Below are 13,079 nucleotides of genomic sequence, written 5' to 3' on the forward strand. Positions count from 1 at the left end.
TTGATTACAGCTTTGTGCCGGAGCGTCGTTCTCACAAAAAGAAAGTTGCGAGAACAAGCTTACGAGAACAAGGCTATAAGAAGAACGGGCTCGGTTGGAATAGAGACTCAACATCAGGTACGTATTTCTTGTCCACTAGGAACATAACTACGTGGTCATCTTGTTCGATAACGGTTCTATCGTGCGCGATAAGCACCTCTTCTCCGCGAACAATCGCACCAATAGTGGTACCCGGTGGTAGTTTGATGTCGCCAATAGCTCGGCCAACCACTTTAGATGTGGTTTCGTCACCGTGAGCAATCGCTTCGATCGCTTCAGCAGCGCCGCGACGCAGAGATGATACGTTTACAATATCAGCACGACGAACGTGAGTGAGTAGCGCAGAAATGGTCGCTTGTTGTGGAGAGATAGCAATATCAATCACACCACCCTGAACAAGGTCGACGTAAGCACCACGCTGAATCAGTACCATTACCTTCTTGGCACCCATTCGCTTAGCCAGCATGGCTGACATGATGTTGGTTTCATCTTCATTGGTTAGGGCAATGAACACGTCCACTTGATCGATGTTCTCTTCGGTCAGCAGCTCTTGGTCTGCCGCATCGCCACAGAAGACGATGGTGTTTTCTAATTCTTCAGACAGCTTTTCGGCACGAGTGTAGCTGCGCTCGATAAGCTTGATGCTGTAGCTCTGCTCAAGGCGTTTTGCCAAGCTTGCACCAATGTTACCACCACCGACAATCATGATGCGGCGGTACGGTTTCTCTAGGCGTTGTAGCTCACTCATTACTGAGCGGATATGGTTACTCGCTGCCACAAAGAAAACCTCATCATCGGCTTCAATGATGGTGGTGCCTTGTGGGCGAATAGGGCGACCTTGACGGAAAATAGCGGCAACACGGGTATCAATGTGCGGCATGTGCTCACGCAAAGCAGACAGTGCGTTACCCACCAGTGGACCACCGTAGTAGGCTTTTACTGCTACTAGGCTAACCTTCTGTTCAGCAAAGCTCACAACCTGCAGTGCGCCTGGGTATTGAATCAGGCGCTCGATGTAGCTGGTCACTAGTTCTTCGGGTGCGATCAGGTGATCGACTGGGATGGCACCTGATTTGAATAGCGCTTCTTTCTCTTCTAGGTATTGAGGAGAACGAATACGAGCAATTCGGTTCGGCGTATTGAAAAGAGAGAAAGCAACCTGACACGCAGCCATGTTGGTTTCATCCATGTTAGTTACGGCAACTAACATGTCGGCATCTTGCGCACCCGCTTCACGTAGTGTGTTTGGGTGGCTGGCATAACCGTTTACAACCCTAAGGTCGTACTTATCCTGAAGTTCACGAAGTCGGTCAGCATTACGGTCGACAATGGTGATGTCGTTGTTTTCACCAACCAGGTTTTCAGCAAGGGTACCGCCAACTTGTCCAGCACCTAGGATAATGATCTTCATAGCCTTTCTCTTTTCTTTACCGTGGTAATTCTAGTTATCTAACTTTGTTTTGATAATGCACTAGAAAGAAACAGCGGCTAAGAAATAAATTCTTAGCCGCTGTTAGTTGTTATGCCTGTTTTACTAGAACTGCGTAGTAGAAGCCATCCATATCTTCTTCTCCAGGTAGTATTTGACGACCCGGATTTTCGATATCAGACCCAACCAGCGTTGCGTTCTCTGTACGTGCTAGGAATGCTTTCACTTGCAGCACGTTTTCTTGCGGCGTGATAGAACATGTCGCATAAACCATGGTGCCGCCTTCTTTCAGCTGACGCCACATTGCATCCATAATCTCGCTTTGCAGTTCAGCCAGCGCATCAATGTCAGACGCACGACGTAGCCACTTGATGTCAGGGTGACGGCGAATAACGCCAGTCGCTGAACAAGGTGCATCAAGCAGAATACGGTCGAACTTATCACCCATCCACCACTCTTCAGGGTAGCGAGCATCACCACAAATTACGTCGGCACGCAGTTGCAGGCGCTCAAGGTTATCGTAAACGCGGTCTAGACGTTTGATGTCGCAGTCAATCGCAACCACTTCAGTATCGTTGGTATGCTCAAGAATGTGTGCCGTTTTACCACCTGGCGCAGCACAGCAATCTAGGATCAGCTCACCATCTTTTGGTGTTAGGTAATCAACCGAAAGCTGAGCAGCAGCGTCTTGCACAGATACCCAACCTCTGTCGAAGCCAGGAAGCAAAGTAACATCACAAGGTGCAGCTAATTTTATGGCATCAGCAGCTTCAGGGTGCAATGTGTATTCAATGTTTTCGTTTTTAAGCAGTTCAACATACTCGTCACGAGTGTGGTGTTGGCGGTTAACGCGCAGCCACATTGGTGCCTTGCTGTTGTTTGCTTCAACCAGTTGCTCCCATTGATCTGGGTAGCTCTCTTGAAGCATTTTTAGAATCCAGCTTGGGTGGCCGTATTTGCCTGCATTGTGGCTAACGGCTTTCTCGTCTAGTTCTTCTTGGTCACGTAGGTAGCTACGTAGTACAGCGTTGATCAAACCACTCAGGCTTGGACCACGCAGTGTTTTAGTACCCTCAACCGTTTCAGCAACCGCAGCATGCGAAGGGATACGCATAAAGCTTAGTTGGTAAATGCCCACCAAGATTAGGTGGTGGAATACACGCTTTTTACCTTTAAGTGGGTTTTCCATCAGTTCGTTAGCGATTGACTCTAAACGAGGCAGGTAACGAAGTGCGCCGTAGCAAATCTCTTGCAGTAGAGCATGGTCTCGCGGACGGATCGTTTTTTGAGCCGCAGGGAGAGCGTGTGAAAGAGAGTGGCCTTTATCGACAACTTGGAATAGGACATTTGCAGCAGCAGCGCGAACATTCATGAGGGGTACCGAATATTTATTTGAATACATGAGGGCATCTCTGCCCTCGTAAAGGTTTTCTAAGCTGCGTAATTAGCAGCTTTAAAAGCGGATTAAGAAAGTTGTGTACCAACTTCAAACCAGCTTGCACGTGAGTTCAAGATATCCTGAACTGACATGGCTTTTTTACCTGGAATTTGCAGTTGTTCAAGAACAAGTACGCCTTGCCCTGTCGCAACATAGATACCAGTTTTATCCGCTTGCAGAATGGTACCTGCAGGCTTATCAGAAGTTTGCTCTGCCACACGGCTTTGCCATACTTTAATGCTGTTCTCAGCAGCTTCAAAGTGACTCATTGGCCATGGGTTGAAGGCACGAACGCAGCGCTCAATATGCGCAGCTTCATCACTCCAGTTGATACGCGCTTCTTCTTTGCTTAGCTTCTTCGCGTAGTTCGCAAGCTCATCGTCTTGCTTTTCTGCAACTGCTTTGCCAGAAGCGATGTCCGCTAGACATTCAACAAGCGCATCAGGGCCAAGGCCCGCTAATTTCTCGTACATAGATGCGCTAGTATCTGTCGCTTCGATAGGCAGCGTCGCGATACTTAGCATGTCGCCAGTATCTAGGCCGATATCCATCTGCATGATCGTCACGCCTGTCTCTTTATCACCCGCCCAAATAGAGCGTTGAATCGGAGCAGCACCACGCCAGCGCGGTAGGATAGAGCCATGTACGTTGATACAACCTAAGCGAGGCGTATCTAATACAACCTGCGGAAGCAATAAGCCGTAAGCGACAACAACCATGATGTCAGCGTTCAATTCAGCTAGCTCTTGCTTAGCCTCATCTGACTTGAAGTTTTCTGGTTGGTAAACCGGAATATTGTTTTCAAGTGCGATGTTTTTTACTGGGCTCGCAGTGAGTTTTTTACCGCGGCCTGCTGGGCGATCTGGCTGTGTGTAAACAGCAACAACTTCATGCTCCGAAGACAACAACGCCGCCAAGTGACGGGCGGCGAAATCCGGAGTACCTGCAAAGACAATTCTTAAAGACTGACTCAAGGTAGGCTTCCTTCTAATTTAGTAATAGCAGCGGTTATTAACCTTGTTTCTCGTTGAAACGTTTAATCTTCGCTAGCTTATCTTGGATACGTTTACGCTTTAGTGGCGATAGGTAATCAACAAACAACTTGCCTTCTAGGTGGTCAAGTTCGTGCTGAACACAGATAGCCAGAAGGTCGTCAGCGTCGAATGTGAATTCGTTGCCGTCACGGTCTAGTGCTTTAACCGTTACTTCTGCAGCGCGAGGTACTAGAGCTCGAGCGCCTGGTACAGATAGGCAGCCTTCTTCGATTCCATCTTCGCCGCGCTTCTCAGTAATTTCAGGGTTGATAAGCACCATTGGCTCATCACGTGTTTCTGAAATATCGATAACAACGATGCGTTGGTGGAAATCTACTTGCGTTGCCGCAAGGCCGATACCTTCTTCGTCGTACATGGTTTCAATCATGTCATCAACGAACTTTTGAATCTCTGGGGTAACTTCTTTTACCGGTTTCGCCACGGTACGTAGACGATCATCTGGTAATGTTAATACTTGTAATACAGACATATACACTCGAAATATTGAACTGTGCCGAAACAGCTTAAACCTTGTTGGCTCAATTCTAGACATTTTAGAGGTCAAATGACAGCATCCTGAAGGTAATTCTCCAATCAGATGTCATATATTCAGACCAAGGAACCTAGGTCATGCGTCATTTATTGCCTGCTTTATCTCTTATTTGTGCCTCGATTTCGTTCGCCGCTACGGCTGAAAATAGTGAGCAACCTTTAACCATTAAACAGGGCGCACCTGAGGCGTATGTGGTGGTTAAGGGCGATACTTTGTGGGATATCTCTGCGATGTATCTCGATAGTCCATGGTTGTGGCCAAGGTTATGGCAGGTCAATCCAGAGATAGAAAACCCTCACCTTATTTATCCCGGAGATAAACTGTCTTTGGTTTGGATTAATGGCGAGCCTGTATTGAGCCTCAAGCCTGTTATCAAGCTTAGCCCTAAGATTCGTGTCTCTGAGAAGAAAGCAGTACCTACCGTCAACGAGGGACTGGTTCTACCTTATTTACAGTCTGATCGCTTGGTAGAGCAGCAAGATATCGAATCGGCACAACGAGTATTAGGAACCAGTGATGGTAAACGTTTCTTATCGGGTGCAGACCGGTTGTTTATCTCAGGTAACCAACAACATCAAAAGTGGGGTATCTACCGCGCAGTTGAAACCTACCAACGGCAGCAACCCCAAGCAAGTATGACCTCTTTGCGTTTGGTCGCCACGGCGCGCTTAAAAGAAGTGGATGCTGAGTTCAGCAGCTTGCAGATAGACACTCAGCTGCAAGAGGTATTGCTGAACGACCTTGTGCTACCAGAACTTGGTGTTGATCAGGTGAAGCTCTCTACCACGTTTTATCCTGCACCTAGTGCGGCGGGTCAATTTGCTAATATCTTGGGCTCATTAGATGGCAGCCAATACAGCGCGAAGAATCAGGTGGTAGTGATCAACAAAGGTTCACAGGATAACCTTCGCCAAGGTTCTATGTTTACCCTCAGCGAAAGCGGTGCGGTGGTGTTTGGTAAGCAAGGTGAATACAGTTATAAAGAGTCTGCGGCGAGCGATAAGGTGCAATTGCCAAGTACCTCGCTGGGTAGCTTGATGGTCATTCGTCCTTATGAGTATTTTAGCCTCGCGTTGATCACTCAGAGCTCTAAGCCTGTTAGCAAGGGCATTCTGGCAGTATCGCCTTTGGATCTTGCTTTGACAGAAGAGGTTAAGGGCACCGAGTGAATGAGCAACAACTGAGTGCTTGGCTAACTCTAAGTTTTGTTCCTCAATTGGGTGGCAAACGCCTTTCTCGCCTGCTGAGTATCGATTCCCCTTCGAACATTGTTGGCTACTCAAGCCAGCAGCTGCAAGTGATGGGTTTATCAGGCAAACAAATTTCTTATCTAAGAGAGCAAGCCCCAAGAGAAGTGGAGGCTTGCTTATCATGGCAAGCAAAACAGCCTAACCATCACATCATTACCCCTAATTGCCCACATTATCCCAAACTGCTTAATGAGATTGCCTCTGCGCCCAGTGTTCTTTTCGTTAAAGGTCACGTTGAAAAACTGATCGAGCCTCAAATCGCGATGGTCGGCAGCCGCAATGCCAGTATTGAAGGACTGCAGACCGCCAAGTCCTTCGCCAAAGAGTTTGTCCAAAACGGTTTAATTGTCACCAGTGGCTTAGCGCTCGGTATCGATGGCTATGCTCATGATGGTGCTCTAGATAAAGGAGGGGAAACTTTTGCTGTATTGGGTTCTGGCTTGGATTCCATTTATCCTGCGCGACACAGAAATTTAGCCGATAGGATCTGTGAAAATGGTGCGTTGATTTCAGAGTTTCGCCCAAGTGCCAAACCACGACCTGAACATTTCCCTCGTCGTAACCGTATTATAAGTGGGTTATCGCTCGGAACCTTGGTGGTTGAAGCGGCTGAGAAGAGTGGCTCTTTAATTACCGCTCGCTATGCCATGGAGCAAGGTCGAGAAGTGTTTGCGCTGCCCGGTTCTATTCATAGCCCAACCAGTCGCGGAGGTAACAGTCTCATCAAAGCTGGAGCATGTTTAGTGCAAAATGCTCAAGATGTTCTGATTGAAATAAAGAGTCTGTTAAACTGGTCTATAGATCAGCAGCCGAGCTTATTCGAACCTACGCCGAATGAGGGTGAAAATGAACAATTGCCATTTCCACAGCTGTTAGCTAACGTAGGATTAGAGGCGACACCCGTTGATATTTTGGCACAGAGAACCCATATACCTGTGCATGAAGTCATGATGCAGCTTTTAGAGCTTGAGCTCTCAGGGCATGTTGTTGCAGTTTCCGGTGGCTATATTCGAAAGGGGAGAGGCTAAGCTATGATGATGGACATACTGATGTACTTGTTTGAAACCTACATCCATAGCGATTCTGAATTGCAGGTGGATCAAGACGAACTTGAAGATGAACTTCTTCGAGCGGGGTTTCACCAAGATGATATTTATAAGGCTCTCCATTGGTTAGAAGACCTTGCTGCACTGCAAGATACCGATAACCAAGCGGCGATTACTATGTGCTCTAATACCTCGATGCGTGTTTACACAAGTAAAGAGATATCACGTATTAATATGGAGTGTCGTGGTTTCTTGTTGTTCCTTGAGCAGATCAACGTCCTCACGACAGAGATTCGTGAAATGGTGATTGATCGTGTCATGGGGTTAGAGACCAATGAATTTGAGTTGGATGATCTGAAGTGGATTATCTTAATGGTACTGTTCAATGTACCGGGTAATGAAAGTGCTTACACGCAAATGGAAGAGCTGTTGTACACCAAAGAGCAAGGTATCTTGCATTAATACAGGCTTATCATGAGTAGTAAGATTGATAATCAGCTTTTTTCAGCACATGAACATGCGTTAGAGCATGAACCATGTCCACAGTGTGGTGGGGAGCTTCAGCTTCGCCATGGTAAGCACGGCCCATTTTTAGGCTGTAAGCAGTATCCGAGCTGTGATTACATCAAGCCTCTTCATCAAAATGATGGTCATGTGGTGAAAGAGCTGGGCGTTCCGTGTCCTAAATGCCAAAACGAATTGGTATTAAGGCAAGGTCGCTTTGGGATGTTCATTGGCTGTAGCAGTTATCCAGAGTGTAATCACATCGAATCTTTGGACCAACCGAAAGAACAACCTGAAGAGCAGCCACTTGTTGCCTGCCCTGAGTGTGGTCGAGGCCACTTGGTTGAGCGTAAATCTCGCTATGGCAAAACCTTCTATGCGTGTGATAACTACCCTAAGTGTAAGTTCGCCGTTAATCAGCCACCTGTTATAGGTCGTTGTGAACAGTGCCAGTTCCCGTTGTTACTTGAGAAGAAAACAGCCAGTGGTACCAAGAAGCAATGCGCTGATCGCAAGTGTCACCACATTCAATCTCAATAACTCGATATTATAGACACAAAAAAACGGCGCTCAGTGAGCGCCGTTTTTGTATCCAATAAACTTTTTATATCAATAAGCCAATGTAGGCTTACTTCATCTGCTCAGCAAACTCATGCACAGCAGGGTAGGCTTGCTTATCAAGAATCTCAGCCAATGAGCACAAAGCTCTTTGTAATTCTGCGTTGTAGTCAGCGCTCACGTTAATGTGACCCATCTTGCGACCTGCACGCTTTTCTTTGCCATACCAATGAACATGACAACCACCTTGAGCAAGAATAGCCTCAGGAAGAGTATCTTCGCCAAGAATGTTGATCATTGCGGTTGGACGAATCAGTTTAGTGCTACCTAGTGGCATGCCACATACGGCACGTAGGTGGTTTTCAAACTGACAAGTCTCTGCGCCTTGTTGCGTCCAGTGGCCCGAGTTATGAACACGTGGTGCAATCTCATTAACAAGCAGTGAACCTTGAACATCAAAGAACTCAAGTGCTAGCACGCCAACGTAATCTAAACGCTCAGCAATGGCAGTGAACATGGCTTTAGCTTGCTCTTGCAGTTCAATGTCATCAATCGCTGTCGATAAGCTCAACACGCCGTCGGTGTGAACATTCTCAGCCAGTGGATACACTTGAACCTCGCCATTGGTATCACGAGCACCAACCAGTGATACTTCGCGGTCAAACGGAACAAACTCTTCAGCCACAATCGCTTGGTTGTCGGTCGCGGCAATGCACTCAGCCATTTCTGCCCAAGTCGCGTCAACATTGTCTAATGTCTTTAAGCGCCATTGGCCCTTGCCGTCGTAGCCGCCAAGTGTGCTCTTCAACACCATTGGTAAGCCAACGTGAGCAATTGCAGCGTCAAAGTCTTCGCGAGAGTTAACCACGTAGTACTTAGCATTCTTCACGTTCGCTTCGTCTAACAGGGCTTTTTCAAGACGACGGTCACCGCCAGCTTTGATTGCTTCTGTTGTCGGTAAGAACTTACCGCTGCGCTCACACACCTCAAGTACATCGTGAGGAATATGTTCGAATTCAGCAGTAATGACGTCCGCACGCTCAATCGCATTTTCTAAGCCGTTACCTAGAATCGCTTGCGTTAATGGGTGAACAATATTTTTGCTGCCAACATCAAAAGCAGAAATTTCAATATTCAGCGGTGCCCCAGCTAGGGACATCATGCGAGCAAGTTGGCCCGCGCCTAACACAAGAACATGCATGGAAATTAGTCCTCTGCAGGGTTTGGATTAGCCAAAACCGTTTCTGTTTGCTCAGAACGGAATGCTTCTACTTTTGCCATTACTTCTTCATTGTGTGTACCAATGATTTGAGCCGCTAGGATGCCTGCATTGGCAGCGCCAGCTTCACCGATAGCCAAAGTACCTACCGCGATACCTTTTGGCATCTGCACGATAGAAAGCAGAGAGTCCATGCCTTTCAGTGCTTTAGACTGAACTGGAACACCCAGAACTGGTACGCTTGTGAAAGCAGCAGCCATGCCCGGAAGGTGCGCTGCACCGCCAGCACCAGCAATAATTACTTTAATACCGCGCTCTTTCGCACTGGTTGCGTAGTCTGCAAGCAACTGAGGTGTGCGGTGAGCAGAAACCACTTTTGTTTCGTACGCCACGCCAAACTGATCCAACATTTCTGCAGCTAGCTTCATTGTTGGCCAATCAGATTTAGAACCCATGATAATACCGACAGTCATCTCAAACTCCTTCAGGTACGATTTAATTAGTGATTAGATATTTTGCGCGCATTATACGGGTAAAATTACTTAAGGAAAACGTTTGCGTCAGTCTAAGTTGTTAATTGATACATTTTATAAACAAATAGCTTTAGTCACAGTGAATGATAATTTGTACACTTAGCGAGTTCGATAACTGACTTAATGAGGCAACCCGTGGATAACTTTCAACATACATTGCAGGCATTACAACAAGGTGAAGTCATTGCTTACCCGACCGAAGGCGTTTTTGGGGTTGGTTGTGATCCTGATAATCCACATGCCATCAAGAAATTACTCGAGTTAAAACAGCGTCCAGTTGAAAAGGGCTTGATCTTGATTGCTGCAAGTTACGAGCAGCTGCTTCCTTATATTGATGAAAGCCAGTTGACGGAAGAACAGTTGGTAACAGTGAAAGCGACATGGCCAGGTCCGGTCACTTGGATTATGCCAACCAGCAGCAAAGTTACTGACTGGGTCAGCGGCCAGTTTGATTCCATCGCGGTACGAGTGACGGATCACCCTTTAGTTCAAAGAATGTGTAATGAGTTTGGTAAGCCGTTAACCTCTACCAGTGCTAACCTGACCGGCGAGCCGCCTTGTATGACGACTGAAGAAGTTAAGCAGCAACTTGGCCAACATTTGGTGGCTATTTTAGAAGGTCAAACGGGTGGTCGTGAGAAGCCAAGCGAAATTAGAGATGCAAAAACGTCGAAAATATTAAGACAGGGCTAAACCCTGCAAAGGAAGTAAGATGTCAGCAATTGATAAAGAAGCAGTAAAACAGTTTTTACTGAGTCTACAAGATTCGATTTGCCAGCAGCTTGAGCAAGCTGATGGTACTGCACTGTTTGAAGAAGATGCATGGCAGCGTGAGCCTGGCGAGCGCCTTGGTGGCGGTGGTCGAACTCGTGTGATGACCAACGGTGCGGTATTTGAGCAAGGTGGGGTTAACTTCTCTCACGTAGCGGGTAAGGCTATGCCTGCCTCAGCTACAGCTCATCGACCTGAATTAGCCGGACGTAAGTTTGAGGCGATGGGGGTTTCATTAGTTATCCACCCTAAAAACCCATATATTCCAACCTCACACGCGAACGTTCGATTCTTCATTGCGGAAAAAGAAGGGGAAGACCCGATTTGGTGGTTTGGTGGTGGTTTTGACTTAACGCCATTTTATCCTGTCGATGAAGATTGCCAATCTTGGCACCAAACAGCCAAAGATCTTTGTGCGCCATTTGGAGATTATGTTTATCAAGAGCACAAAGAGTGGTGTGATAAGTACTTCTATCTTCCTCACCGAGACGAAACACGTGGTGTTGGTGGGTTGTTCTTTGATGATCTTAACGAGTGGGGCTTTGAAAAGAGCTTTGCTTATATGCAGGCGGTCGGTGAAGGTTTTGCAGCCGCATACTTACCAATTGTAGAACGACGCAAACAGACGCCTTATGGTGAGCGCGAGCGTGATTTCCAACTTTATCGTCGTGGTCGCTATGTTGAATTTAACTTAGTCTATGACCGTGGCACTCTATTTGGTTTACAAAGCGGCGGTCGTACAGAGTCTATATTAATGTCGATGCCGCCATTGGCTCGCTGGGAATACCGCTACGAACCACAAGCGGGTTCACCGGAAGCTCTGCTTTATAGCGACTACCTAAAGCCTCGAGTTTGGTAGTTCTTCCTTCCTTATAGGGATAGTGATAGGGTCATCTATATAGATGACCCTTTTTTATTTCTGTTAGGTAAGGATATGACACAGCAAGTAGATCGTTATGCCGTTTTCGGTAACCCTATTGGGCAAAGCAAATCGCCATTCATTCACACATTATTTGCTCGCCAAACCAGACAACAACTTACCTATACAGCATTACAGCCAGAGCATGGTGAATTTATCACTGCGGCCAAAACATTTTTCAGTGAAGGTGGTCGAGGATGTAACGTCACAGCACCTTTTAAAGAAGATGCGTATCAGTTTGCCAATCGCCTAACTGAGAGAGCTGAACTAGCTGGTGCCGTAAATACCCTTAAGAAGTTAGATGATGGAGAGATCATTGGTGATAACACCGATGGTGAGGGCTTAGTTCAAGACCTGCTTCAACATCAAGTCACGCTAAAAGGAGCACGTGTTCTTCTTCTTGGCGCTGGTGGTGCTGCGAGAGGAGTGATTCAACCTCTTCTCGACCAAAAGCCACAACAGCTGGTGGTCGCTAATCGAACCAGCTCCAAGGCTGAACTTCTGGCTGAGATGTTTTGGTCGCATGGCAACATCAAGGGGATGGGGCTAAGTGATGTTAATGAAGGCTTTGATGTCATTATTAACTCTACCTCATCTGGTCTAAGCGGGCAGCTTCCTGAAGTGTCTGAGGTGATTTTCAATTCTACTAGCGCCGTTTATGACATGGTTTATGGATCTGGAACGACGGTATTCAATCAATGGGCATTAGATAATGGTGTTCATGCTGCTTATGATGGTTTGGGTATGCTAGTGGGGCAGGCAGCAGAAAGCTTTATGCTTTGGCGTGGTCTTCGTCCGGGAACAAAACAGATTTTAAGAGAATTACGTAAAAATCTAGAGATGTAATGGGGTGTTTATAAAAAATGAATCAATCAATTCTATTTCCTGATATCCAAGATTGGGATGAAGAGAGCCGAACAATCACGTTCCCAGCACAACAGTCGGGCGCATTGATTGAATGTGTCATGTCTATTGAGGAATTATCACGATTGGCAGGTAAAGATATAGAAGAAGGCGATCAAGCTTTAGTTATCTTTTCAGAGTTACGTTTCGATATTGAAGAGCTAGCGGAAGAGTTAATAGAAGAAGAGGAGTATGACTCCTCTAATCGGATTCAGATCAAAGTGCTTTAGACTGAAATTACAGAGTCTAGATAGTCATTTTTATTCTGAACGTAGTTGTCTGCAGACTTCTGTAGAAAGGCACGCTCTTTATCATTTAATGGGCGAGCTTGTTTTACTGGGCTTCCTACATAGAGGTAACCGCTTTCAAGTACCTTGTTTGGTGGCACTAAGCTACCAGCACCAATCATCACTTCTTTTTGGATAATCACGCCATCCAACACGATCGCTCCCATACCAACAAGTACACGATCCTCAATAGTGCAGCCATGCAGCATTACTTTATGCCCGATAGTGACATCATTACCTATTAAGAGAGGATAACCGTCAGGGTTTTCAGCATTCTTATGGGTGACGTGCAAGACACTACCATCTTGGATATTCGTTCTCTCTCCAATATGAATGTGGTTCACATCCCCTCGAGCTGCAACCAAAGGCCACACGCTAGAGTCGTTACCGATTTTGATATCACCAACCAGTACTGAACTGGTATCTATATAGACACCTTGCCCAATCTGAGGGGATATTCCTTTATAACTGCGTATTGAACTCATAAATCCTCCTTTATATAGGCACCTTAAGCCCTTAATTAAGAGGAATACTAGTGAAAATGGGGTGTTTTGAACAAAAAATGCTCGAACAATCAAAAAAGTAAGAAAAACTTC

Annotated in this window: 15 protein-coding genes; 8 read left to right on the plus strand and 7 right to left on the minus strand. The window is 46.4% G+C overall.

Features of this window, described 5'->3' with window-relative positions:
• Positions 1-73: 73 nt before the first annotated feature.
• The 4 genes from trkA to def all read right to left on the minus strand — a co-directional run bounded on the left by trkA (position 74) and on the right by def (position 4,430).
• Positions 74-1,450 (minus strand): Trk system potassium transporter TrkA, encoded by a 1,377-nt coding sequence (trkA, locus tag ACED41_RS16090; RefSeq protein ID WP_004735766.1) that lies wholly within the window; start codon positions 1,448-1,450, stop codon positions 74-76.
• Between the two features lie 109 nt (positions 1,451-1,559).
• Positions 1,560-2,840: a 16S rRNA (cytosine(967)-C(5))-methyltransferase RsmB gene (gene rsmB / locus ACED41_RS16095; protein ID WP_017063007.1), complete on the minus strand. Its 1,281-nt coding sequence runs from the start codon at positions 2,838-2,840 to the stop codon at positions 1,560-1,562.
• Positions 2,841-2,932: 92 nt separating this feature from the next.
• On the minus strand, positions 2,933-3,880 hold the full coding sequence (fmt, locus tag ACED41_RS16100) for a methionyl-tRNA formyltransferase (RefSeq protein ID WP_371725274.1): 948 nt from the start codon (positions 3,878-3,880) through the stop codon (positions 2,933-2,935).
• Positions 3,881-3,917: 37 nt separating this feature from the next.
• Positions 3,918-4,430: a peptide deformylase gene (gene def, locus ACED41_RS16105; RefSeq protein WP_017058772.1), complete on the minus strand. Its 513-nt coding sequence runs from the start codon at positions 4,428-4,430 to the stop codon at positions 3,918-3,920.
• 140 nt (positions 4,431-4,570) lie between these two features.
• Between def and ACED41_RS16110 the strand changes: the two genes are divergently transcribed.
• From ACED41_RS16110 to ACED41_RS16125, 4 genes are read left to right on the plus strand one after another with little or no spacing between them, the layout of a single operon-like run.
• A complete protein-coding gene (locus ACED41_RS16110; RefSeq protein WP_017058771.1) occupies positions 4,571-5,662 on the plus strand; it encodes a LysM peptidoglycan-binding domain-containing protein in 1,092 nt (363 codons plus the stop codon).
• A complete protein-coding gene (gene dprA / locus ACED41_RS16115) occupies positions 5,659-6,771 on the plus strand; it encodes a DNA-processing protein DprA (RefSeq protein ID WP_371725275.1) in 1,113 nt (370 codons plus the stop codon). The genes ACED41_RS16110 and dprA overlap by 4 nt, the downstream gene beginning before the upstream one ends.
• A gap of 3 nt (positions 6,772-6,774) precedes the next feature.
• On the plus strand, positions 6,775-7,251 hold the full coding sequence (locus ACED41_RS16120; protein WP_029235095.1) for a DUF494 family protein: 477 nt from the start codon (positions 6,775-6,777) through the stop codon (positions 7,249-7,251).
• A 12-nt stretch (positions 7,252-7,263) separates the two neighbouring features.
• Positions 7,264-7,833 (plus strand): type I DNA topoisomerase, encoded by a 570-nt coding sequence (locus ACED41_RS16125; protein WP_017063003.1) that lies wholly within the window; start codon positions 7,264-7,266, stop codon positions 7,831-7,833.
• An 88-nt stretch (positions 7,834-7,921) separates the two neighbouring features.
• On the opposite strand, the gene ACED41_RS16130 is transcribed toward ACED41_RS16125, so the two are convergent.
• Both ACED41_RS16130 and purE read right to left on the minus strand, forming a co-directional pair.
• Positions 7,922-9,052 carry a 5-(carboxyamino)imidazole ribonucleotide synthase gene (locus ACED41_RS16130; RefSeq protein WP_371725276.1) on the minus strand — a complete coding sequence of 377 codons (1,131 nt, stop codon included), beginning with the start codon at positions 9,050-9,052 and terminating at the stop codon, positions 7,922-7,924.
• A 5-nt stretch (positions 9,053-9,057) separates the two neighbouring features.
• Positions 9,058-9,543: a 5-(carboxyamino)imidazole ribonucleotide mutase gene (gene purE, locus ACED41_RS16135; protein WP_004735777.1), complete on the minus strand. Its 486-nt coding sequence runs from the start codon at positions 9,541-9,543 to the stop codon at positions 9,058-9,060.
• A gap of 195 nt (positions 9,544-9,738) precedes the next feature.
• On the opposite strand from purE, the gene ACED41_RS16140 reads away from it, so the two are divergent.
• The 4 genes from ACED41_RS16140 (at position 9,739) to ACED41_RS16155 (ending at position 12,426) form a co-directional block, all read left to right on the plus strand.
• Positions 9,739-10,296, plus strand: coding sequence for an L-threonylcarbamoyladenylate synthase (locus ACED41_RS16140; RefSeq protein WP_371725277.1), 558 nt, complete (start codon positions 9,739-9,741; stop codon positions 10,294-10,296).
• Between the two features lie 19 nt (positions 10,297-10,315).
• A complete protein-coding gene (hemF, locus tag ACED41_RS16145; protein WP_065584143.1) occupies positions 10,316-11,233 on the plus strand; it encodes an oxygen-dependent coproporphyrinogen oxidase in 918 nt (305 codons plus the stop codon).
• A 75-nt stretch (positions 11,234-11,308) separates the two neighbouring features.
• The gene (aroE, locus tag ACED41_RS16150; RefSeq protein WP_371725278.1) at positions 11,309-12,139 is read left to right on the plus strand and encodes a shikimate dehydrogenase; all 831 of its coding nucleotides are present in this window, start codon (positions 11,309-11,311) and stop codon (positions 12,137-12,139) included.
• 17 nt (positions 12,140-12,156) lie between these two features.
• Positions 12,157-12,426, plus strand: a complete 270-nt coding sequence (locus ACED41_RS16155) for a DUF1488 domain-containing protein (RefSeq protein ID WP_371725279.1) — start codon at positions 12,157-12,159, stop codon at positions 12,424-12,426.
• Here the strand turns inward: ACED41_RS16155 and ACED41_RS16160 are convergent.
• The gene (locus ACED41_RS16160; protein WP_017058763.1) at positions 12,423-12,968 is read right to left on the minus strand and encodes a gamma carbonic anhydrase family protein; all 546 of its coding nucleotides are present in this window, start codon (positions 12,966-12,968) and stop codon (positions 12,423-12,425) included. The genes ACED41_RS16155 and ACED41_RS16160 overlap by 4 nt on opposite strands.
• Positions 12,969-13,079: the final 111 nt, after the last annotated feature.

Origin of the sequence: Vibrio sp. 1F255 (assembly GCF_041439145.1) — a bacterium.
GTDB lineage: Bacteria > Pseudomonadota > Gammaproteobacteria > Enterobacterales > Vibrionaceae > Vibrio > Vibrio crassostreae_C.

Bases quoted from the DNA above. Each gene is read 5' to 3' on its own strand.
- trkA (WP_004735766.1), bottom strand. From the start codon at position 1,450: ATGAAGATCATTATCCTAGGTGCTGGACAAGTTGGCGGTACCCTTGCT.
- rsmB (WP_017063007.1), bottom strand. From the start codon at position 2,840: ATGAATGTTCGCGCTGCTGCTGCAAATGTCCTATTCCAAGTTGTCGAT.
- def (WP_017058772.1), bottom strand. From the start codon at position 4,430: ATGTCTGTATTACAAGTATTAACATTACCAGATGATCGTCTACGTACC.
- ACED41_RS16110 (WP_017058771.1), top strand. From the start codon at position 4,571: ATGCGTCATTTATTGCCTGCTTTATCTCTTATTTGTGCCTCGATTTCG.
- ACED41_RS16120 (WP_029235095.1), top strand. From the start codon at position 6,775: ATGATGATGGACATACTGATGTACTTGTTTGAAACCTACATCCATAGC.
- ACED41_RS16125 (WP_017063003.1), top strand. From the start codon at position 7,264: ATGAGTAGTAAGATTGATAATCAGCTTTTTTCAGCACATGAACATGCG.
- ACED41_RS16130 (WP_371725276.1), bottom strand. From the start codon at position 9,052: ATGCATGTTCTTGTGTTAGGCGCGGGCCAACTTGCTCGCATGATGTCC.
- purE (WP_004735777.1), bottom strand. From the start codon at position 9,543: ATGACTGTCGGTATTATCATGGGTTCTAAATCTGATTGGCCAACAATG.
- hemF (WP_065584143.1), top strand. From the start codon at position 10,316: ATGTCAGCAATTGATAAAGAAGCAGTAAAACAGTTTTTACTGAGTCTA.
- aroE (WP_371725278.1), top strand. From the start codon at position 11,309: ATGACACAGCAAGTAGATCGTTATGCCGTTTTCGGTAACCCTATTGGG.
- ACED41_RS16155 (WP_371725279.1), top strand. From the start codon at position 12,157: ATGAATCAATCAATTCTATTTCCTGATATCCAAGATTGGGATGAAGAG.
- ACED41_RS16160 (WP_017058763.1), bottom strand. From the start codon at position 12,968: ATGAGTTCAATACGCAGTTATAAAGGAATATCCCCTCAGATTGGGCAA.